General features: G+C 64.3%; 16 protein-coding genes and 5 pseudogenes. 10 read left to right on the top strand and 11 right to left on the bottom strand.

What is annotated here, in order from left to right; translation table 11 throughout:
* Positions 1 to 197: 197 nt before the first annotated feature.
* Together ABLE85_RS15260 and ABLE85_RS15265 are read left to right on the top strand one after the other, a co-directional pair.
* The gene (locus ABLE85_RS15260) at positions 198 to 1,112 is read left to right on the top strand and encodes an endonuclease/exonuclease/phosphatase family protein (RefSeq protein WP_348793579.1); all 915 of its coding nucleotides are present in this window, start codon (positions 198 to 200) and stop codon (positions 1,110 to 1,112) included.
* A gap of 7 nt (positions 1,113 to 1,119) precedes the next feature.
* Complete coding sequence (locus ABLE85_RS15265) at positions 1,120 to 1,965, top strand: EamA family transporter (protein WP_348793580.1); 846 nt, start codon at positions 1,120 to 1,122, stop codon at positions 1,963 to 1,965.
* A gap of 74 nt (positions 1,966 to 2,039) precedes the next feature.
* Here ABLE85_RS15265 and ABLE85_RS15270 read toward each other — a convergent pair.
* The 4 genes and pseudogenes from ABLE85_RS15270 to ABLE85_RS15285 all read right to left on the bottom strand — a co-directional run.
* Positions 2,040 to 2,261: pseudogene (locus tag ABLE85_RS15270) on the bottom strand (transposase); the annotation flags it as partial.
* A gap of 25 nt (positions 2,262 to 2,286) precedes the next feature.
* Positions 2,287 to 2,523 (bottom strand): annotated as a pseudogene (locus tag ABLE85_RS15275) (TetR/AcrR family transcriptional regulator); the annotation flags it as partial.
* Positions 2,524 to 2,567: 44 nt separating this feature from the next.
* Positions 2,568 to 3,878, bottom strand: coding sequence for a TonB family protein (locus ABLE85_RS15280; protein WP_348793735.1), 1,311 nt, complete (start codon positions 3,876 to 3,878; stop codon positions 2,568 to 2,570).
* 146 nt (positions 3,879 to 4,024) lie between these two features.
* Complete coding sequence (locus tag ABLE85_RS15285) at positions 4,025 to 6,274, bottom strand: TonB-dependent hemoglobin/transferrin/lactoferrin family receptor (RefSeq protein ID WP_348793736.1); 2,250 nt, start codon at positions 6,272 to 6,274, stop codon at positions 4,025 to 4,027.
* 220 nt (positions 6,275 to 6,494) lie between these two features.
* On the opposite strand from ABLE85_RS15285, the gene hemP reads away from it, so the two are divergent.
* From hemP to ABLE85_RS15310, 5 genes are read left to right on the top strand one after another with little or no spacing between them, the layout of a single operon-like run.
* Positions 6,495 to 6,704, top strand: coding sequence for a hemin uptake protein HemP (gene hemP, locus ABLE85_RS15290; RefSeq protein ID WP_348793737.1), 210 nt, complete (start codon positions 6,495 to 6,497; stop codon positions 6,702 to 6,704).
* A gap of 23 nt (positions 6,705 to 6,727) precedes the next feature.
* Complete coding sequence (locus ABLE85_RS15295) at positions 6,728 to 7,783, top strand: ChuX/HutX family heme-like substrate-binding protein (protein ID WP_348793581.1); 1,056 nt, start codon at positions 6,728 to 6,730, stop codon at positions 7,781 to 7,783.
* Positions 7,784 to 7,794: 11 nt separating this feature from the next.
* Positions 7,795 to 8,688, top strand: a complete 894-nt coding sequence (locus ABLE85_RS15300; protein WP_348793582.1) for an ABC transporter substrate-binding protein — start codon at positions 7,795 to 7,797, stop codon at positions 8,686 to 8,688.
* Between the two features lie 40 nt (positions 8,689 to 8,728).
* On the top strand, positions 8,729 to 9,799 hold the full coding sequence (locus tag ABLE85_RS15305; protein ID WP_348793738.1) for an iron ABC transporter permease: 1,071 nt from the start codon (positions 8,729 to 8,731) through the stop codon (positions 9,797 to 9,799).
* Positions 9,800 to 9,807: 8 nt separating this feature from the next.
* Positions 9,808 to 10,599, top strand: a complete 792-nt coding sequence (locus tag ABLE85_RS15310; RefSeq protein WP_348793583.1) for a heme ABC transporter ATP-binding protein — start codon at positions 9,808 to 9,810, stop codon at positions 10,597 to 10,599.
* On the opposite strand, the pseudogene ABLE85_RS15315 reads toward ABLE85_RS15310, so the two are convergent.
* Positions 10,596 to 10,822 (bottom strand): annotated as a pseudogene (locus ABLE85_RS15315) (integrase core domain-containing protein); the annotation flags it as partial. The gene ABLE85_RS15310 and the pseudogene ABLE85_RS15315 sit on opposite strands and share 4 nt — an antisense overlap.
* A gap of 311 nt (positions 10,823 to 11,133) precedes the next feature.
* On the opposite strand from ABLE85_RS15315, the gene ABLE85_RS15320 reads away from it, so the two are divergent.
* Positions 11,134 to 11,277: a hypothetical protein gene (locus ABLE85_RS15320; RefSeq protein ID WP_348793584.1), complete on the top strand. Its 144-nt coding sequence runs from the start codon at positions 11,134 to 11,136 to the stop codon at positions 11,275 to 11,277.
* Here ABLE85_RS15320 and ABLE85_RS15325 read toward each other — a convergent pair.
* The 5 genes from ABLE85_RS15325 to ABLE85_RS15345 all read right to left on the bottom strand — a co-directional run bounded on the left by ABLE85_RS15325 (position 11,241) and on the right by ABLE85_RS15345 (position 16,628).
* Positions 11,241 to 12,191 carry an ABC transporter ATP-binding protein gene (locus tag ABLE85_RS15325; RefSeq protein ID WP_348793585.1) on the bottom strand — a complete coding sequence of 317 codons (951 nt, stop codon included), beginning with the start codon at positions 12,189 to 12,191 and terminating at the stop codon, positions 11,241 to 11,243. The two genes, ABLE85_RS15320 and ABLE85_RS15325, sit on opposite strands and share 37 nt — an antisense overlap.
* A 2-nt stretch (positions 12,192 to 12,193) precedes the next feature.
* Positions 12,194 to 13,162: an ABC transporter ATP-binding protein gene (locus tag ABLE85_RS15330; protein ID WP_348793586.1), complete on the bottom strand. Its 969-nt coding sequence runs from the start codon at positions 13,160 to 13,162 to the stop codon at positions 12,194 to 12,196.
* Entirely contained in the window at positions 13,159 to 13,992 is an 834-nt protein-coding gene (locus ABLE85_RS15335; protein ID WP_348793587.1) for an ABC transporter permease, read from the bottom strand. The genes ABLE85_RS15330 and ABLE85_RS15335 overlap by 4 nt, the downstream gene beginning before the upstream one ends.
* Positions 13,992 to 14,990, bottom strand: coding sequence for an ABC transporter permease (locus ABLE85_RS15340; RefSeq protein ID WP_348793588.1), 999 nt, complete (start codon positions 14,988 to 14,990; stop codon positions 13,992 to 13,994). The genes ABLE85_RS15335 and ABLE85_RS15340 overlap by 1 nt, the downstream gene beginning before the upstream one ends.
* Before the next feature lie 87 nt (positions 14,991 to 15,077).
* A complete protein-coding gene (locus ABLE85_RS15345; protein ID WP_348793589.1) occupies positions 15,078 to 16,628 on the bottom strand; it encodes an ABC transporter substrate-binding protein in 1,551 nt (516 codons plus the stop codon).
* Between the two features lie 260 nt (positions 16,629 to 16,888).
* Between ABLE85_RS15345 and ABLE85_RS15350 the strand changes: the two genes are divergently transcribed.
* On the top strand, positions 16,889 to 18,910 hold the full coding sequence (locus tag ABLE85_RS15350; RefSeq protein ID WP_348793590.1) for a CocE/NonD family hydrolase: 2,022 nt from the start codon (positions 16,889 to 16,891) through the stop codon (positions 18,908 to 18,910).
* A 102-nt stretch (positions 18,911 to 19,012) separates the two neighbouring features.
* Positions 19,013 to 19,150 (top strand): annotated as a pseudogene (locus ABLE85_RS15355) (aldehyde dehydrogenase family protein); the annotation flags it as partial.
* Positions 19,151 to 19,429: 279 nt separating this feature from the next.
* Here the strand turns inward: ABLE85_RS15355 and ABLE85_RS15360 are convergent.
* Positions 19,430 to 19,585, bottom strand: a pseudogene (locus ABLE85_RS15360) (2Fe-2S iron-sulfur cluster-binding protein); the annotation flags it as partial.
* Positions 19,586 to 19,667: the final 82 nt, after the last annotated feature.

Raw genomic sequence — 19,667 nt, forward strand, 5'->3', positions numbered from 1 at the left:
TGACATTATACTTCTCTGGTTGGCGTTTTTAGGTCAAGTGGAAAGCAAAAATGAACTTGGCGCGGGCACGTATACTCGAATAACCTCAGTTCCTCTGTCCCGTACCTTTGTACCTTACGTGGCCCAATCAACTTAGCTCCCGCGCTCATTGCAACGGCGGATTGACGCGTCTACTGCGAGCGGGGGAGGACATTTTCTTGAAGCTTGTCAGCTACAACATCCAGTACGGCTTCGGAGTTGACGGCCGTTACGACCTTGAGCGCGCCGCGCACGTGGTGGCCGACGCCGATGTCATCGCGCTCCAGGAAGTCGAGCGCCACTGGCGCCGAACCAGCTACGACGACCAGCCGGAAATCCTGTCGCGCCTTTTGCCCGACCACCATTTCGTCTACGGGCCGGCCTTCGACATGGACGCGAGCTTCCGCGAGAACGGCCGCATCATCAGCCGACGGCGGCAATTCGGCACGATGATCCTGTCGCGGCTTCCGATCGCCTGGTCGCGGCTGCACCTCTTGCCAATGCGACGCACGGTCACCCCGCTCAACACGCAGAATCCGGCGCTCGAATGCCTGATCCGCACGCCGTGCGGGCCGATACGATTCTTCTCGCTGCACCTCGCCCATATCGGCGCCGACGAGCGGCTTGAACAGATCGACTATCTTCTCGGCCGCCACCGCCGCGTCCCCTTCGAGGGCGGACCGTGGAGCGGCGTGGACGATGAGCCGTCGCGCGACTGGACGCATGGCGAGGCCGAGCCCGAAAGCCCGCTCGACGCGATCTGGATGGGCGATTTCAATATGGAGCCGGGCAGCGCCGAATACCACCGCATCGTCGGCGACAATCCCTACCATCGCGGGGCGGCCTATCTCGACGGCTTCGTCGATGCCGCCGCCGCTTCCGGTCGCCGGCCCGATGGCCTCCACACCCATGTCAAAGTGATCGACGGCGCAACACGCAAGCGCCAGCTCGACCACTGCTTCGTCAGCTCCAGGCTGGCATCGCGGGTGCGGACCGTGCATGCCGACAATGCAGTGATCGCGTCGGACCACCATCCGCTGTGGATCGAAATCGACCTCGAGACGCCTGACGGCGGCCAGACTCCGGAGCGGTGAACCAAGCATGACCCTTTCCGTCTTCCTTGCCGTCCTAGGCGCCGCCGCCATGCATGCCGTCTGGAACGCGCTGATAAAGGTCCGGCTGGACCGCTTCCTGTCGATTTCCCTGATGACGATCGGCATGGGCGTCGCCGCCACTCCCGCGATGCTGGCGGTCGATTTCCCACAGAGGGAAGTGTGGACCTGGATCGTGCTGTCGACAGCCATCCACACCCTCTACCGGCTGTTCCTGATCCGAGCCTACGAGACGGGAGATCTGGCCCAGGCCTATCCGCTCGCCCGCGGTGCGGCGCCGCTGCTCACCACGATCGGCGGTATCCTCCTCATCAAGGAGTTCCCGCCGCAGATCGCCATCGCCGGTATCGTTCTGCTCAGCGCCGGCACGCTTCTGATGTCGCTGCGCGGCGGCAGGAAGGTCGGCGTATTTGACCGGCGATCGGTAGGATTCGCGCTCATCACTTCCGTATGCGTTGCCGGCTACACGCTGACGGACGGCAGTGGGGCGCGGCTGGCTTCGACCGCCTCGAGCTACGCCGTCTGGCTGTTCGCCACCGACGCGCTGTGGACGCTGGCGCTCTGCCTTTATCTGCGCGGCAGCCGCGTGCTCGCCGCCATGCTGCCGGAGTGGAAGACCGGCATCGTCACCGGACTGCTCGGCGCCGCATCCTACTGGATCGCCATGTGGGCAATGACGCGAGCCCCGATCGCCTCGGTGGCGGCGCTCCGCGAAACGTCCATCCTGTTCGCCATGATGATCTCGGTCTTCGCCCTGCGCGAGACAGCGACGCTGTGGCGGGCGGCCGCGGCTATGTTCATCGTGGCGGGCGTCGTTGCGCTGCGGCTCGGCTGATCCTCGCCATGGCGATGTCAGTGCATTTGTCACCGCCGCTGCTCGAACAATTCAACCGCCTGGCAAGTGGGGCTGGCGGCCTCCGGCGTGTCCTGGGCGACGGCTGTTGCGATGAAGGCTGAGACGACGCGCCGCCCGCTCTTGCCGGCATGGGCCAGGGCATTGCGCATGAAGTGGACCCGGCACCTCTGCCAAGTGGCCGATAGAGCCTTGGAAATGGCGGCCTTGATGCCTTCGTGAGCATCGGAGACGACGAGCTTGACGCCGCGCAGACCGCGTCTTGTCAGCTTTCGAAGGCTCGGCCTCGCGGCGGCGGTATTTGGCGCGCTTCACATACCAGTCCTGCAGCAGCGGCTTGATCAGCGAGGCCGCCAGTTCGATGTCGGCGACCTCGAAAGCGCCGCTTTCGACGCCGCGTCTCAGGGCGCCGGCAAAGATCTCCTCGGTCGCCGCCTCGCTGTCGATAGCCATGCGGCGCTCGGCTAATGGGAACGACTTTGCCTCCATGTAGGCAAGCCCTTCTGCACCTTGGAGGGGTTCATTGCGATGTACATGCATCTATCCTTTCAAACTGGGCCCGAGTTCAGGTCATGGAAGTTGGTTCACCTGGTGCGGTTGAAGGCGAGCGGTACGGTGAAGTTCCAGCTCGATCGCCCGGCCGCCTCAGGAATGGGCGGGAAGGGAGCAGCGCGCCGCACTGCATCCAGCGCGGCCTTGTCGAGCACGGTAGAACCGGAGCTCCCGACCATGCGGATCGAACTGACACGGCCGTCGGCGGCCACGACGAAGCTGACGAGAGTTTCCCCGTGGACGCCCTGTCGCCGTGCTTGGGCGGGATAGCGAAGCGCTTGACGCAGCTTGGCAACGATCTTGCCGGAGTAATTCGAGACGGCAGCGTTGCCCACGCCGGTGGTGCCGCCATTGCTGGCAATTCCGTCGCTGCCGTTCTTCTGGCCGTCCGCCTTGCCTCGTCGCGCATCGAGGGCGGCGTTGCCGCGGGAGCCGGAACTCCGCTCCGACCTGGCCAGCGCTGGTCTTTCGGCGGGCTTCTCGGCGCGCTTTTGGGAACCAGCCGCGGTCACCTTTCGCGGCTCGGTCTTCTCGGCCTGGGATGGTCTTGCCAGCGGCTCAGGCCTGGGCTGCTGCAAGGGGGGAACCTCTTCGGGCTTTTCGGCAGGTTCGTGCCGCGGGGCGACGGCCGATGGCTGTTTCACCGCCGCCTCTTCCACCGGCTCGGCGGCCTCTGCGGCGAGGATCGGCGCCGCAGGCTCGGCCGGCAGGACTTCTTCTGCTGCGGCTTCGGAGCGATAGGGCTCGGCCGCTGGTGGTTTCGGCCGCTCGGTCGCCTGTTCGGTTGGCGCCGGCATCTCGTTGACCGCTGTCTCCACTGCCGGCGCGTCAACCGGCCGGATGGAAGGAGCCTCGGCCGCAGTCTGCGCTTCCACGTTTTGCACCTGGGTGGGGTCGGGCATTGTCACCAACGTGACATTCGTCACGGGCGTGCCATCGTCGGCGCTATCGCCGGCTGCCCGTAGGTTTTCGGCTGCGTTGCCGAACATGGCAATTCCGGCATTGTCAGCGCCGGCGATTAGTACGCCGTCATCCTTGATGGCCATGAAACACAGCGATGCTGCTGCATGAAAGGCGATGGACGCTACGATAGTTGCGCCCGACCATCTGCTTCGCTGCGCCTTTGGCATCGTGGGGGCAATGTCGAGCGGCTCCGCCGGGCGGTAATCGAGCGCAGGGTCCGCAGTCAATTCGTATTGCGGTTCCGGATTTTCGCAGCTGCACGGCCACAGCGGACCCAAGGGGAGAATCAAGCTGGGCTCACCCAAACGGCGACGCAGCGCCTGAAAACCGGGCGGTGGCCAAGCCGCCGTGTCTCGCGCGAAAGCAGAAGCCAGTGCCATTTCCAACCTCATGGCCCTACATGCCAAAAGCAATGCCGGTTCTTGTAGTGGTCTTAAGCTCGCGCAGGCATGCCGCATCCGCTCCTGCCACGGCGGCAAAGTCGAAGCAGGCATACTCCCGAGGATTGTTGCCGCCCAAACATGGCTCAGCCTCCGAAACGCATGGTTGCGGCCAGCTTGAGTGTCACGCCGGGCTCGTAGACAGGCGTCGTCGTGTTGGCGTTGAGCGGGTTCACGTTTTTGGCGTCGAAAATGTTGTCCACGCGGAAGTTTACGTTGAGATTGTCCGTCGCCTTGTAGGTGGCGAAGGCGTTGACCAGCGTGTAGTCATCGGCAAACTTGTTGCCCTTCGGCGCGCCGTTGTACTGCACCTCGCCGCCGATCATCAGCCTGTCTTCCAGGAAGCGTAGTCCGAGCTGCCCGGTCACCTGCGAGGAGGGGATGGTGGTCAGGTCCTCGCGAACGCCGGCATAAGACACGGTGTAGCCGTTGATGGTTGAAGCCGACAGCCCCACGAAGCCCCAGGCCGCATCATAGACTGCCTCCAGCTCGAAGCCCCTGATCTTGGCGTTGGCGTAGTTCTGATACTGCGAGCAGATCGGCGCGTATTCCACGTCCGGGTTCATCAGGAGATCCCACCGAACCGGGCAAAGGCCGGTCGTGTCCGTGAACGACACGATCGTGGTGCTACCGATGTAGTTATCGACATCGTTGTTGAAATAGGCCGCCTTGATGCGGAGCGCATCGTCGGGCTGGATCACGCCGTCCGTTCGATAGTTAGCGCCGAGTTCCCAGGTCTTGCCCGTTTCCGGCTTGAGGTCGGGATTGGGCAGGAACGGGAATGTCGCTCCGGTGGGGTGCATGCCGTTCATCAGCGTTTCCGTGATGGATGGCGAGCGGTAGCCTTCGGCGTAGGTGCCGTAGAGCTGCAGGCCCTCGAGCGCCGCCGTCTGGAATGGCGAAACGCCCACGGTGATGCGTGGCGACAGCCGGTTGCCGGAATTGTTCGCTGACTCGCTGTCGAGCTTGTAGCTGTCATACCGTAGCCCGGCGAGCACCTCGAGCCATTCCCAGCTTATCTTGTCCTGGACATAGGCGCCGCTGACACGCCGTTTGCCCGAGGGCGTGTAGGTGTCCATGCTGCCGCTGGGGTCCCGCGTGACGACATCGTCGCTTACCCAGTCGCCGCCATAGGTCATCTCGTGCTGAAGCGCGCCCGTTTCGAAGCGAGACGTGTTCCAGATGTCGAAGCTCCAGGTGCCGAGATCGTAGTTCGTCTGCGAACCCGCCGGAATGATGGTCGGCAGGCCTGTCACGGGGTCGAACTCGTCGCTGCTGAGGGCCTTGATGTAGGTCCTGTCCAGCTTGGCCTTGTTGTAGGAGGCGTTGATGTGGAGGTCGAGCCAGCTCTGGCCCTCGTCCGTGATGTTGTAACGACCGGTGAACGTGTTCTGCTTCAGGTCGAGATCGGAGACCGGGGAACCACCGCTGACCTCGTTCCAGCTGTCGTTGGCGCCGACCCAGCCAAGCTTGAGCTCGCTGTTTTCCGTCGGGCGGATGGTGCTCTTGAGCACGCCGCTCAACACGTCGAAGGCCGTGCCGGGAACGGTATCGCCGCCGCCATCCTTGTAGTCGCCGTAGTCGCGATAGACGATGTTGCCGAGTACGTCGGCAGCGTCATTGAAGCGATAAGCGCCGGTGGCGCTGGTGGTCCAGCCATGGCCGTTCGTCTCGTACATGCCGGTGGCCGAAGCAGCCCAGCTTTCGCCCGGACGGAGGAAATCCTCGGCATCCTTGGTCTCATAGAAGACCACGCCGCCGATTGCGCCGGAGCCATAGGTGTTGGCCACCGGGCCGCGGATGACGTCGACCTGCTTGACCAGTTCGGGATCGAGCCAGAACTTCGACTGCGTGCCATGGCCTGAGCGCTGAAAATCCTGGCGCGCGCCGTCGATGATCACCTGAACGCGGCCGAAATCCTGCAGGCCGCGAATGTTGACGCTGGAAGCCGTGCGGCTGGCGTCTGTCTGCACTGCCACGTTGGGCAGGCCGAACAGGACGCCCTGCTGTGACGTCGCCATGCGGCGCTCAAGCTGCTCCTGACCGACATGGCTGACCGAGGCCATGGTATCGATCGCGCTTTCGCCGGTGCGGCTGACGACCGTGATCTTGTCTAGCAGCGTGGCGCCGTCGCCGCTCTTTTTCTGTTCGACCTTCTCAGCCGTCTCCTGCGTCGCCGCCGTGCTGTCTGCTTCCTGCGCGGATGCCGAAACCACGCCCAGTGCGATCGCCGCCACGCCCGCCATCAGGGCCGCCGAGCGGGCGAAGCCCGGCCTCAATCTCACTTCTCCGTCGAGCCCCGACAGAACCAAAATATTCCGCGCCACAAGCCCCATACCCACGATTCTCCAGTGTCTGCTGATGCGGGCTGGCCTGGAGGCTGGCTGGCATTTTTCGTTTGTGCCGGAGTGATTTAAAACTTGACTCGTTTACTCCGGTAATGCAGTTGACTAGATAACATGATTGATTGAGTCAAGATTGATTTCGCAGTCCACTCACAGTTCGTTGGACAACGAAATCGGCACAGACAGACGGCAGACGAGAGGGCCGACGACCATGAGCAGCCACGACCAGGATGCTTTTCACCATCGTCCTGAAAAGACCGTCGCGGAAACGGCGCGGCGGGCAGGATCGCCGCTCATGTCCATCCGCACGGTGTCGAGCGCCGCGTTGTTTGCCGGCGAGCACGAGATCGGCATCGATCATCGCGGATCGCTCTACCGCTTGAAAATTACCCGCCAGGGCAAGCTCATTCTCAACAAGTAATTCCGTATCAAGGGGTCTGAATCATGGATGCTCGCGTTAAGCCCGCGCCGCACGAAATCCGTTTGGCGAGAGCCGAAAATCCGAAGATGCGCGAGCGCGATCTCGCCAGCCAGCTCGGCGTTTCCGAGGCCGAACTGGTGGCGGCGTATATCGGCGAGGGCGTCGTGCGCCTCGAGCCGCGCGTCAACGATCTGCTGACCGGCCTGGAGGCGGTAGGCGAGGTGATGGCGCTGACCCGCAACGAGAGCGCCGTGCACGAGAAGATCGGCGTCTACGACAAGGTCGTCACCGGCGACCAGACGGCGATGGCGCTGGGCGAGAATATCGACCTGCGCATCTTCCCCAAGCGCTGGGCCTTCGGCTTTGCGGTCGAAAAGCGCGATGGCGACGATGTGCGCCGCAGCTTCCAGTTCTTCGACAAGGCGGGGGCTGCCGTGCACAAGGTGCATCTGCGGCCGTCCTCCAATGTCGAGGCCTATGAGCAGCTGTCGGAAAAGCTCCGTTCGGAGGACCAGAGTGCCGCCCTCGACATCGACGACATCGACGTTGCCGGGGCTCCCGCCGAGGAAACGACCACGACGGTGGAAGAGCTGCGCGACCGCTGGAGCAAGCTCACCGACACGCACCAGTTCTTCGGCATGCTGCGCACGCTGAAGCTCGGCCGCCAACAGGCGCTGCACATGGTCGGCGAGGACTATGCCTGGCGGGTCGAAAACGATGCGCTGACGACCATGCTGCACAAGTCGGTCGAGACTCAGGTGCCGATCATGTCCTTCGTCGGCAATGACGGCTGCATCCAGATCCATTCGGGACCAATCCAGAACGTCAAGCCGATGGGGCCGTGGATCAACATTTTCGACGAGGCCTTCCACCTGCATTTCCGGACCGACCACGTCCAGGAACTCTGGGTGGTCCGCAAGCCCACCACGGACGGCCATGTCACCTCGCTGGAGGCCTATGACGCCAATGGCGAGCTGGTCATCCAGTTCTTCGGCAAGCGCAAGGAAGGCCATGACGAGCGCGTCGAGTGGCGCGAAGTCGCCGAGAGCCTGCCGCGCGCGGCGGCGGCTGCCGCATAAGGATGAAGAGCATGTCGATATTCAGCCGTTCCATGCGGGTTACCGCGATCGGCATTGCGCTGGCGTTCGGTTCGCTCGCCGTGGCGCAGTCCGAGGAGGGCAAGAGCGTGTTTCCGGATGCCTCCCGCATCGCGGCCGTTGGCGGCTCGATCACCGAGATCGTCTATGCGCTGGGCGAGGAGGGCAAGCTGGTGGCTCGCGACTCGACCAGCACCTACCCGGAAAGCGCGCTAAAACTGCCCGATGTCGGCTATATGCGTGCGCTGTCGCCCGAAGGCGTGCTGTCGGTCAATCCGTCCGGCATCCTGGCGCTTGCGGGCAGCGGGCCGAAGGAGGCCATCGACGTGCTCAAGAAGGCGAGCGTGACCTACATCGAGGTGCCCGAGACCTATGATCACCAGGGCATTCTCGACAAGGTGCGCATCGTCGGCCATACGCTCGGCGCAGACGACAAGGCCGCGACGCTGGCCAAGTCCATAGACGCCGATCTCAAGGCGGCCGAGGACCTGACCGCCAATGTGGCCGAGCGCAAGCGCGTGCTGTTCATCCTCAGCATGGAAGGCGGCAAGATCCTTGCTGCCGGCGACCACACGGCCGCCAACGGCATCATCAAGCTGGCCGGCGGCGTGAACGCCATGGAAGGCGTGAACGGCTACAAGCAGCTGACCGACGAGGCGGCGCTGACCGCCAAGCCCGACATGATCCTGATGATGGACAGCGCAGGCGCGCTCGCAACGGCGGATGCCGATGTCTTCTCCAACCCGGCTCTTGCCACTACGCCGGCGGGCAAGGCGAAGAAGCTGATCCGCATGGATGGCAGCTATCTTTTGGGCTTCGGACCGCGCACGGCAAGCGCCGTCCGCGATCTCGCGGCCGCTCTCTATGGCGACCAGATCAAAGGCTGAGCGTACCGTGGTTGACAGCGTGGCCGGCAGCGTCGGCAACATGGAAAGGCGCGCGTCGGCGGGCGACCGCTCGGCGCGCGCGAAATTTGCAATCGTCCTGCTGGCGGTACTGCTCGGCGTGACCGTGCTGCTGAGCCTCGCATCGGGGGCGTCAGACGCCTCGGCGCTGGCCGTCGTGCGCGACGGGCTGTTTCCGTCGATGTCGGACGGCTCGGCTTTGTCCGAGCGCGACCGTATCATCGTCTATGACATCCGCCTGCCGCGCGTCGTTCTTGGCGTGCTGATCGGCTCGGCGCTCGCCGTGTCGGGCGCGGTGATGCAGGGGCTGTTCCGCAATCCGCTGGCCGATCCGGGCCTTGTCGGCGTGTCCGCGGGTGCAGGTCTCGGCGCCATCGTCGTCATCGTGCTGGGCGGTACCGTGCTCGGACCTCTGCTGGCGATCCTCGGCATCTACACACTGCCACTCGCCGCTTTCGCCGGCGCTCTTGCCACGACCCTGGTCCTCTATCGCGTCGCCACCCGGCGCGGCCAGACCTCCATCGCCACAATGCTCCTGGCTGGCATTGCGCTCGGCGCCATGGCCGGCGCCTTTTCCGGCATCATGGTCTATCTCGCCGACGACCGGCAGCTGCGTGACCTGACGTTCTGGGGGCTCGGCTCGCTCGCGGGCGCCACCTGGACCAAGATCGCGGCGGCCGGGCCGATCATCGCGCTGGCGCTGATCGCCTCGCCCTTCTTGGCGCGGGGCCTGAATGCACTGGCGCTGGGGGAGGCGGCGGCGCACCATCTCGGCATTCCGGTGCAATGGTTCAAGAATGTCGCTATCGTCTCGGTCGCCGCGGCCACCGGCGCCTCGGTGGCGGTCAGCGGCGGCATCGGCTTCGTCGGAATCGTAGTGCCGCATCTGCTGCGCCTGATCATCGGCCCCGACAACCGCTATCTGCTGCCGGCTTCGGCGCTGCTCGGCGCCTCCATGCTGCTGCTCGCGGATGCGATAAGCCGCACCATCGTTGCGCCGGCCGAACTGCCCTTAGGCATCATCACGGCAGCCGGCGGCGGCCCGTTCTTCCTGTGGATCCTGCTGCGCAAGCGCGGTCTTCTGGATCTCTGAGGACGGCCATGATCGAAGCCCAAAATATTTCCGTATCCATCGGCTCCAGGCGCATCATCTCCGATGTCGATTTCGAGGTGCGCCCGGGCGAGATCGCGGCCATTGTCGGACCCAACGGATCCGGCAAGACGACCTTCCTGAAGGCGCTGACCGGCGATCTTCCGTATACGGGCAGGGTCGTGATCAACAACCGCGACATGGCTGGCCTGAAGCCGTGGGAGACGGCGTCGATGCGCGCCGTGCTGCCGCAGTCGACGGCACTGTCCTTTCCGTTCACGGTACATGAGATCGTGAAACTCGGCCTGATGAGCGGCCGCTCCGGCGCGCTGGCAGGTGAGGAACGCAACCTCCCGGAGCGTGCCTTGGTGCGTGTGGACCTCGACGGATTTGCCGGCCGTTTCTATCAGGAACTGTCAGGCGGCGAACAGCAGCGCGTGCAGCTTGCCCGCGTGCTTTGCCAGGTCTGGGCGCCGGTACTGGACGGTAACCCGCGCTATCTGTTCCTCGACGAGCCGGTCTCCAGCCTCGACATCAAGCACCAGCTGATCATTATGGATATCGCGCGCGACTTTGCCCTGCGCGGCGGCGGCGTGGTCGCCATCCTGCACGACCTGAACCTGACGGCGATGTATGCCGACCGCATCTTCGTCATGCATCGCGGGCGGCTGGCGGCGGCCGGAACCCCGCAGGAAGTGCTTAGCGACGATCTGATTTCGGAAGTGTTCGAGTGCGGCCTGAAGGTAGGCCGGCTTCCGGCCGGCAATACGCCGTTCGTCCTGCCGCAGTCGGCGGCGGTTTAGATGTGGAGGCTCAACAGGTTGTCCTTGGACAATCCGAGGCATGGGTGTTTTGGGTTTTGGGCTGCCATGCGGGCGGTGCCAATGGCTTCGGTGCAGCCAGAGAGGCAGCTCGGCCCACGGCGATCTGACGTCGTGTAGGCTCTTGCGTAGGCCCATTCTCTGAGCGCGGTCCGTATGAAGCCTTCGCCTTGTCGTTTGTCTTGGGCGTGTAGGGCTTGGTTCGGCCATCAGCTGGCAGGACATTGCCGAGATGCGCAAGATGTGGAGGGGTCCGCTAGTCCTGAATGGGTAGCAGCCGACCATGGCGCCGATGGCGTCATCCTATCCAATCACGGCTGGCGCTAACTGGACGGTGTCCGTCAGTCCTATGGCAGTGCTGCCATACATTGCCGAAGTACTCGGAGATCAGCTGACCATCCTGTGCGACAGCGGTTTCCGGCGGCGCAGCGACGTGGTCAGGGCCATCGCGCTGGGTGCTGCGGCGGTTCTGCTGGGGCGCGCCCGAGCCGGTCGAGCGGCTCGACAAAATGCGTAGTGGTCGACGGCACCTTCCAGCCGCAGACGCTCGAAGGGCGAAGCGGCATGGCACTCGTCAAGCCGCTAAAGCAGGACCGGCCGCTGGGGGCCGATGCCGAAGCGCTCTATGCCGCGCTTTCCAGCGGGAAGTGGCAGGCATAGCGCCTGCCGTTTTCCGCCTCGGTCAGCAGCGGCTCCTCTTCCCGGCAGCGCGGCTGCACATTGGGGCAGCGCGTGTGGAAGCGGCAGCCCGCAGGCGGCTTCGACGGGCTCGGAATTTCGCCCGACAGGACGATCTTCTTGCGCTTGTGCTCCGGATCGATCACCGGATTGGCCGATAGAAGCGCGCGCGTATAGGGGTGTTTTGGCGCGCGGAAGACTTCCCGCGTCGGCCCCTCCTCCACCACTTTGCCCAGATACATGATTGCGACGCGGTCGGTGACGCGGCCGATGACGTTGAGATTGTGGCTGACGATCAGAATGCCGAGCGAAAAGCGCTGCTGCAGATCGGATAGGAGGTTGAGCAGTTCGCCCTGGACGGAGACGTCCAGCCCCGCCGTGGGTTCGTCGGCGATGAGGAAGGACGGATCGGCCACCAGCGCGCGCGCAATCGCCACGCGCCGCGCCTGACCTCCGCTGACCTGATGCGGAAACTTGTCGAGCTGCGTTTCGGCAAGTCCCAGACGGGACATGAGGTCGAGCACCGCCGGCCAGCGCTCCTTGGCGTTGAGCCCGTGGATGGCGAGCGGCTCGGCCAAAAGCTTGCGAATGGTGAAGCGCGGCGACAGCGACGACAGCGGATCCTGAAAAATCATCTGCACGCGCTGCCTGAGCCACAGCCGGTCGGAGCGCGTCAGCCCGGTCAGGTCGCGGCCTTCGACGACCACGCGACCCGACTCCGGCCGGTTCAGCCCCACCAGCGCCTTGGCGAGCGTGGTCTTGCCGCTGCCGCTTTCGCCCACCAGCCCGAGCGTTTCGCCCACCGAGAGTTTCAGGCTGATGCCGGCCACCGCCTGCACGCCGCCCGCAAAGGTGACGCTGATATTTTCGACTTCGATCGTCTTGGATTCAGCCATCGTCACACCAGCCAGCACGCGGCATTGTGGCCCGGCGCGACTTCGCGTAGCGCCGGCTCCTGCGAACATTTATCGAAGCGCGCCGGGCAGCGGGCGGCGAATATGCAGCCAGACGGCACATCAACCAGATCGGGAAGCCCGCCCTTGATCGTCACCAGCCGTTCACCCGGCTCGGTGTCGGGGTCGATCTCGCAGGCCAACAGCGCCTGCGTGTAAGGGTGGCTCGGCCGCTCGAAAAGGCTGCGTGTCGGCCCGCTCTCCACCACCTTGCCGGCATACATCACCGCCACCTCGTCGCAGAGCTCGGAGATCAGGCCGAGACTGTGCGAAACGAAGATGATCGAGCCGCTGAACTCGGCCTGGATATCCTTGATGAGATCGACGATCTGCGCCTCGATGGTCACGTCCAGCGCCGTGGTCGGCTCGTCGGCGATCAGCACGTCGGGCTCGCACAGCAGCGCCATCGCGATCATCACGCGCTGGCGCATGCCGCCCGAAAGCTGGTGCGGATAGGCGGAAAGCCGCGTCTTGGGGTCCGAAATGCCGACGCGGGTGAGCATAGCCGCGGCACGCTTCAGCAGTTCCTTCCGGCCAAGACGAGGATGACGGTTCCGCTGCGCATCGACCAGTTGGGTGCCGATGGTGAACACCGGGTTCAGCGCGGTCATCGGGTCCTGGAAGATCATGGCGATGCGCCGGCCGCGCAGATGCTCCAGTTGCTCCGGCTTCAGCGCCAGAAGGTTTTTGCCCTCCAGCTCGATGCTGCCGGTCACCTTCGAGGTGTTCTCGGGCAACAGGCCGAGAAGTGCCAGCGCCAGGGTGGACTTGCCGCTGCCGCTTTCGCCGACGAGGCCGACGATGCGCCGGCGCCCGACCGAAAGGTTCACCTCGCGCAGCGCATGCACCGCGCCCCTGCCCGTCGCGAAATCGATCGACAGGTTGCGGATCTCGACAAGCGCGTCTTCAGTCATGGCTCCCGCCTCAGTTTCGGGTCGATCGCGTCGCGCAGGGCCTCGCCGAACAGGGTGAAGCCGAGCGTCGCCAGCGTCAGCATGCCGCCGGCGACAAGCACCGGCCAGACCGACTGTTCAAGATAGGTGAAGCCGTCGAACAGCATCGAACCCCAACTCGCCAAAGGCGGGCGGATACCGACGCCGAGGAAGCTCAGGCCCGCCTCCAGCGTGATGACGACGGGAATGTTCATGCTGGCCAGAACCACGATGGGGCCGACGATGTTGGGCAGAACGTGGTGGAACATGATGCGGCTGCCCGACGCGCCAAGGGCGCGCTCGGCTTCGAGGAACGGCCGCTCCTTGATGGTCAGCGTCTGCGCCCGCGCGATGCGGCCGAACTGCGGCACGAAGACGATGGTGACGAGGATGATGATATTCAGCAATCCCGGCCCCAGCACCGCGACCAGCGCCAGCGCGAGGATCAGGCTGGGATAGGAGCTGATAATGTCGAAGACCGCGAGGATGATGCGTTCGACCGGCGTGGGTGCATAGGCGGCGATAACGCCGAGCAGGATGCCGATGAACAATGCGGTGGCGGTTACCGCGAGGGCCACGCCGACCGCAATCCGCGTGCCGTAGAGCCCGCGCGAAAACAGGTCGCGGCCGAGATGGTCTGTCCCCAGCCAGTGGGTTGCCGAAGGCGGGCTCAGCCGCGCGGCAACATCGATCTGGTTGGGCATATGCGTGGCGATAAGCGGTGCCGCCAGCCCGCCGATGACGACGAGAAGCGTTGCGATGAGCCCGATGCGTCCACTCGGGCTTCTCCAGATCCGGCGCAATATGTCCATCAGGCACCGCCTCCGTTTCGCGCGCGTCCGAGGTTTTCGCGCACGCGCGGATCGAGCCAGGCATAGGCGAAATCGACCAGAAGATTGGTCAGGACGAAGATCGCGACAATGATCAGGATACAGCCCTGCACCACGGGATAGTTGCGCACCCGGATCGCGTCGATGACCAACGAACCGAGGCCCGGCCGGTTGAAAATGACCTCGACGAAGACGGCCCCGCCCATGAGCTCGCCGATGCCGACGCCGAGGATCGCCACCGTCGGGATGCAGGCGAGCTTCAGCGCATATTTCATGACGATGCGGCGTTCAGGCTGCCCGTAGGCGCGCGCGGTGCGGATATAGGGCTCGCTCAGCACCTCGAGCAGCGAGGAGCGAACCAGCCGCGCGATGTAGCCTATCCAGCCAACCGCCAACGCAATCGCCGGCAGCACGAGATGATGAAGCTGGTCGAGGAAATTGCCGGGCTCGCCGGCACCGAGCACGGGAAACCAGCCGAGCCACACGGAAAAGAAGTAAAGGAGCAGGATCGCCACGACATAGCTGGGCGTCGCCACCAGCCCGACACTCAACACCGCCAGCGCCTGGTCGAGCAGACTGCCCGGCCGCACCGCCGCATAACAGCCGATGGGAATGCCGATCAGCACGGCAAGGCCAATCGCCGAGACGGCAAGAAGTATCGTGTTAGGCAGGGCGGCCAGAACCATATCCGTCACCGAGCGCCCGCTGATCACGTCGGTGCCGAGATCGCCCTGCAAAGCGTGCTTGAAGAAGACGAAGACCCGCTCATAGAGCGGCAGGTCGAGGCCCATCTGTTGACGGAAGCTCTCCACCAGCTCGGGTGTCGCCCTCGCCCCCAGCAGGATCCGCGCCGGATCGCCCGGCACGATCAGCGTCAGCGAGCACAGAAACGCGATGCTGCCAACGAGCACCAGGACAGCGGTTGCCAGCCGGCTCGCACCATAGCGCGCAAGGCCGCCCTTGCTCCAAAAACCGTTCATGCCATTCCCGTCGAGAAACTCGCCCAATGACAAGCGCCCGGCTCGTCGCCGGGCGCTACATCACTTTTGCCCCGTATCGTTTGTCGATCAAGCCTTCCTGAAGGAAGCGTACTGCCACTGGTTGCCATTGGGCAGGATGCCCGGCGCCAGCCAGTCCTTGAAGGCAAAGGTATAGGCGTTGTGGGTGATCCACCAGAAGGCGGCAGACTCGTCCATCAGCTTCTGCGCGTCGATGTAGATCTGCTCGCGTTTCTTCGGATCGGGTTCGACGAGACCCTGCTTGTGCAGGGCATCGAACTCCTTGTTGTTCCAGCGCTGCCAGTTCCAGGTGCCGATCTGGTCGGCGGTGAACCATTGCGTCTGGAAGCCGGGATCGAACTTGCCGCGATACTCGACCAGCACGAGTTCCAGGTCCTTGCTGGCGTCATTTTCGCCGTAGGCCCAGTAGGCGCCGGGATCGAGCGCTTCGATCTGCACGTCGATGCCGATCTCGGCGAGATTGGCCTGCACCACCGCAGCCGTCGCCTGTGCCACTGCCTTGTTCAGCACCGTCAGCTTGGTGGAGAAGCCGCCGCCGAGACCTGCCTCTTCAAGCAGCGCCTGGGCGCCGGCGACATCTCGCTCATATCTCGGTGCATCCGCCCAATGGCCCAGCAGGCCCGGAGCCTCAAGCGCGAAGGCCTGTTCGACCGCGCCGTTATAGGCGGCGGCGATGATGGCCGGCACGTCGATCGCCTTGCGGATCGCCTGACGCACGCGCACGTCGTCAAAAGGCTTCTTATCGATGTTGGGCCCGATCCAGACATAGTCGATCGCCGACAGCTTCTCGACCTTGAGCCCCTTGACGGTCTCGATGTCCTTGGCGACCGCCGGGTCGATGCGCGCGAAGTCAATCTCGCCGGCCTGCAGCGCAAGCTGCGCGGTCTTGTCGTCGGTGATCGGCTTGGCGACGATTTCGTCGAACGCCGGCTTCTCGCCGATATAGTCGGGATTGGCGACGAGCGTGAAGTGGTCGCGGGGCACCCATTCCTTGAGGATGTAGGGGCCGGAACCGATCGCCATCGTCTTGAACTTGTCGCCCAGCGCCTCGAAAGCCTTCTTGGAAATGATGGCGCCCGAACCATCGGCGAGTGCGATGAGCCACACCGCAGGCGAGGGCGCCTTCAGGTGGATCTTGCCGCTGAGCGGGCCGGTGACTTCGACCGATTCCAAGGCCGCCCAGTCATCGGCGTAGGTAACCTTGGCCCCATCCGGACCGGGCTTGATGAAGCGTTCGAATGAGAACTTCACGTCCTCGGCGGTCAGATCGCCATAGCCGCCGGTGAACTTCAGGCCTTCCTTGAGCTTGAACTCGATCAGCGTGTCGTTGACCTGCTTGATTTCGGCGGCGGCGTCGTTTTCCCATTCCGTCGTGCCGGGCTTGAATTTCACCAGGCCCTGGTTGACCGCCAGGATGACGTTGACGTCGATCGCGCCGGCGCGATTGGCGGGATCGAGGTTCTGCAGATCCTCATCGGTGCGAACGACGATCTTGCCGTCCGCCGCATGGGCGACATTGGCCCAGGGTTGGCCGAGAATGGTGACACCTGCCGCGGCGGTGCCCGCCAGGAAACTCCTGCGCGTCAATTCGTAACTCATAAGACACCTCTCCATAATGCTCTGCCGGCGCACCGGGCTGGTCGTTGCTTTGTTGTAGGCAAGCTAGAAAAGAGACGATCGCTTAACAAGAAACAGCGAAGGGGACCGCATGTCCAGTTGGGGTATGAAATTCTTGCTGTGGCGTGCATTGGGAAAGGACTTTTCCGCACGGCGTCAATACTGCCTTGCCGGCGAGAGACACACTTGAATTTCCGTCCACATCGGGCAAGTTCCCCCCGCTTCATTCGGGGATAACGGCCATGGACACAGTGACGATTACGAAATTTCCACGCCGCGTGAGGACCATTCCCACTGAATGGATAACGCTCTCCGACGGCACGCGCCTTGCCGCCACGATCTGGCTGCCCGAGGACGTGGCGGAAAATCCGGTGCCCGCAATCCTTGAATTTCTGCCCTACCGCCGGCGCGACGGAACCGTTTTGCGTGACCGCCAGATGCACGCCTATTTCGCCGGCCACGGCTATGCCGGCGTGCGCATCGACATGCGCGGCTCGGGCGATTCGGACGGGGTGCTCGAGGACGAATATCTGCCGCAGGAGCAGGCCGATGCCGTCGAGGTCATCGCCTGGCTGGCGGCCCAGCCCTGGTGCAGCGGCTCTGTCGGCATGATGGGCATCTCCTGGGGCGGCTTCAATTCGCTGCAGGTGGCGAGCCATCGCCCGCCGGCGCTGAAAGCCATCATCACCGCCTGCTCGACCGACGACCGCTACGCCGACGACTGCCATTTCATGGGCGGCTGCCTGCTCAACAATTCCATCGCCTGGGCGTCCACCATGTTCGCCTTCGGCGCGCAGCCGCCGGACCCGGAAGTGGTGGGCAACCGCTGGCGCGAGATGTGGCTGGAACGGCTGGAGAACAACCCCCTGATGGCCGCGACCTGGATCGAGCACCAGCACCGCGACGACTATTGGAAGCAGGGCTCGGTCTGCGAGGACTATTCGTCCATCACGGCAGCCGTCTATGCGGTGGGCGGCTGGGCCGACGGCTATTCCAACGCCATTCCGCGCATGCTGGCCGGCCTGCCGGGGCCGAAGAAGGGGCTGATCGGCCCCTGGGCGCATGCCTATCCGCACGCCGCCTATCCGGGGCCGCGCATCGGCTTCCTGCAGGAAGCTTTGCGCTGGTGGGACCATTGGCTGAAGGGCATCGACACCGGGATCATGGACGAGCCCATGCTGCGGGCCTGGATGCAGGAAAGCGTGCGGCCTGCAACCACCTATCCCGAGCGGCCCGGCCGCTGGGTGGCCGAAAGCGCCTGGCCGCCGAGGGACCGCAAGCCCTCGATCCTGCATTTTTCCGGCAGCGGGCTGTCGCGCGAACGACAGCCGGACGCTAAAGTGATCGTAGCCTCCAGCCTTTCGACCGGCGTCACCTTCGGTGAGTGGTGCCCCTACGGGCTAGCGGGCGAGCTGCCGGCGGACCAGCGGCCGGACGACGGGCGCTCGGTCTGCTTCGACACCGCGCCGCTGCCCGAGCGGATCGAGATATTCGGCGCGCCGGTGGTGACGCTCGACGTTTCCTCCGACAAGCCGGTCGCCATGATCGCCGCCCGCCTCGAAGACGTCGCGCCCGACGGCTCCTCGACGCATGTCTCCTACGGCCTTCTCAACCTCACCCACCGCAACGGCCACGAGCACCCGGAACGGCTGGAGCCGGGCAAGACCTACCGCGTCGAGATCGTGCTGAACGACATCGCGCAGGCGTTCCCGGCCGGCCATCGCATCCGACTGGCGCTTGCCACCTCGCACTGGCCGATTGCCTGGCCGTCGCCGGAACTCGCCACGCTGACGGTGTCGACCGGCGAAAGCACATTGTCGCTTCCGATACGTGCGCCCTCCCCTCTGGACGAAGCTCTCGCGCCCTTCGCGGAGCCCGAACAGGCCGAGGTAGAGCCGCATGCCATCACCAAGCTCGCGGGTCGCAACCGCACCATCGCCGAGGACCCAACGACCGGCGAGATGGTCGTCACCGTGCATCGCGAGCGCAGTTCTTACCACCTGCCGGCGATCGACCTCGCCTTCGAGGCTCAGGCAGAGGAGCATTACCGTATCCGTGAGGGCGACCCTTCCGCCGCCAGCGCCGATGCGAAGGCGGTCTGGCGACTCTCTCGAGACGAGTGGCACGTGCGCACCGAAACCTATACCTACGTCAGTTGTACGCCGGACACCTTCGAGATCACGGCCACCATGGACGCCTTCGAGGGCGACGTGCGGATCGCAAGCCGCAACTGGAAGCGGAGCATCCCCCGGCTTCTGGTGTGAGCAGGTTGGAGCCTTTCACCGCCCGCGGCCCTGCTCCCGGCGGGGCTAGTCGCATGTGCCATTTTGGTTCTCCTCTTCCTACCGCTCCGCTTGTCGAAGGGCGACCGGATCAAGAAGATCAGCCTCAAGCTGGGCGGCAACGCACCTTTCATCGTCTTCGACGACGCCGATGTCGATGCCGCCATTGGCGGCGAGGTCCATGCGAAGTTCCGCAATGCCGGCCAGACCTACGTTTCCGCAACCGCCTCTACGTCGCGTAAAGGAGGGCGGAAAGCTGCCATCCCGCTCTCGATAATTTGCAGATTATGCGGACTGTCTCGGGTGGGGCCATCAAAGGACGTATTTGGGGTCGAGAGACATCGCAGCGATCAGGCTGGATGCGTCGGTCACCCATCCTAGAGCCACTTCAAATGTGAGCAGACTGGCTTCGTGGTTGCTCCGTGAGGCACTGTAGGCAAGCGGCTCGGCAAGCTAAATCGGGCGGCCGAGACCGCCTCCGGAATGCCCCGCAGCCGCAGCGTCGATATGCACGGTGCAAGCGCCGCAAAGCGCCATGCCGCAACCGAACTTCGTGCCCGTCATGCCCAGGATATCGCGCAGAACCCAGAGCAGCGGCGTGTCGCCGTCGGCGTCAATGGTGTGTTTTTCCCCGTTGATGCTTATCGTGGTCGCCATGGCCGACTCCCCTCGGTTCGTCATCCCTCGGTTGGTTCGAGGAACAAAGGTAGGGCGCTGGAGGGTGCGGTAAACCTCCCCA

The sequence above is a fragment of the Mesorhizobium sp. KR1-2 genome (genome assembly GCF_040045035.1).
GTDB lineage: Bacteria > Pseudomonadota > Alphaproteobacteria > Rhizobiales > Rhizobiaceae > Pseudaminobacter.

Excerpts from the sequence above, each read along its gene's own strand:
- ABLE85_RS15265 (WP_348793580.1), top strand. The coding sequence starts at position 1,120 with ATGACCCTTTCCGTCTTCCTTGCCGTCCTAGGCGCCGCCGCCATGCAT.
- ABLE85_RS15280 (WP_348793735.1), bottom strand. The coding sequence starts at position 3,878 with ATGGCACTGGCTTCTGCTTTCGCGCGAGACACGGCGGCTTGGCCACCG.
- ABLE85_RS15285 (WP_348793736.1), bottom strand. The coding sequence starts at position 6,274 with ATGGGGCTTGTGGCGCGGAATATTTTGGTTCTGTCGGGGCTCGACGGA.
- hemP (WP_348793737.1), top strand. The coding sequence starts at position 6,495 with ATGAGCAGCCACGACCAGGATGCTTTTCACCATCGTCCTGAAAAGACC.
- ABLE85_RS15295 (WP_348793581.1), top strand. The coding sequence starts at position 6,728 with ATGGATGCTCGCGTTAAGCCCGCGCCGCACGAAATCCGTTTGGCGAGA.
- ABLE85_RS15300 (WP_348793582.1), top strand. The coding sequence starts at position 7,795 with ATGTCGATATTCAGCCGTTCCATGCGGGTTACCGCGATCGGCATTGCG.
- ABLE85_RS15305 (WP_348793738.1), top strand. The coding sequence starts at position 8,729 with ATGGAAAGGCGCGCGTCGGCGGGCGACCGCTCGGCGCGCGCGAAATTT.
- ABLE85_RS15310 (WP_348793583.1), top strand. The coding sequence starts at position 9,808 with ATGATCGAAGCCCAAAATATTTCCGTATCCATCGGCTCCAGGCGCATC.
- ABLE85_RS15325 (WP_348793585.1), bottom strand. The coding sequence starts at position 12,191 with ATGGCTGAATCCAAGACGATCGAAGTCGAAAATATCAGCGTCACCTTT.
- ABLE85_RS15330 (WP_348793586.1), bottom strand. The coding sequence starts at position 13,162 with ATGACTGAAGACGCGCTTGTCGAGATCCGCAACCTGTCGATCGATTTC.
- ABLE85_RS15335 (WP_348793587.1), bottom strand. The coding sequence starts at position 13,992 with ATGGACATATTGCGCCGGATCTGGAGAAGCCCGAGTGGACGCATCGGG.
- ABLE85_RS15340 (WP_348793588.1), bottom strand. The coding sequence starts at position 14,990 with ATGAACGGTTTTTGGAGCAAGGGCGGCCTTGCGCGCTATGGTGCGAGC.
- ABLE85_RS15345 (WP_348793589.1), bottom strand. The coding sequence starts at position 16,628 with ATGAGTTACGAATTGACGCGCAGGAGTTTCCTGGCGGGCACCGCCGCG.
- ABLE85_RS15350 (WP_348793590.1), top strand. The coding sequence starts at position 16,889 with ATGGACACAGTGACGATTACGAAATTTCCACGCCGCGTGAGGACCATT.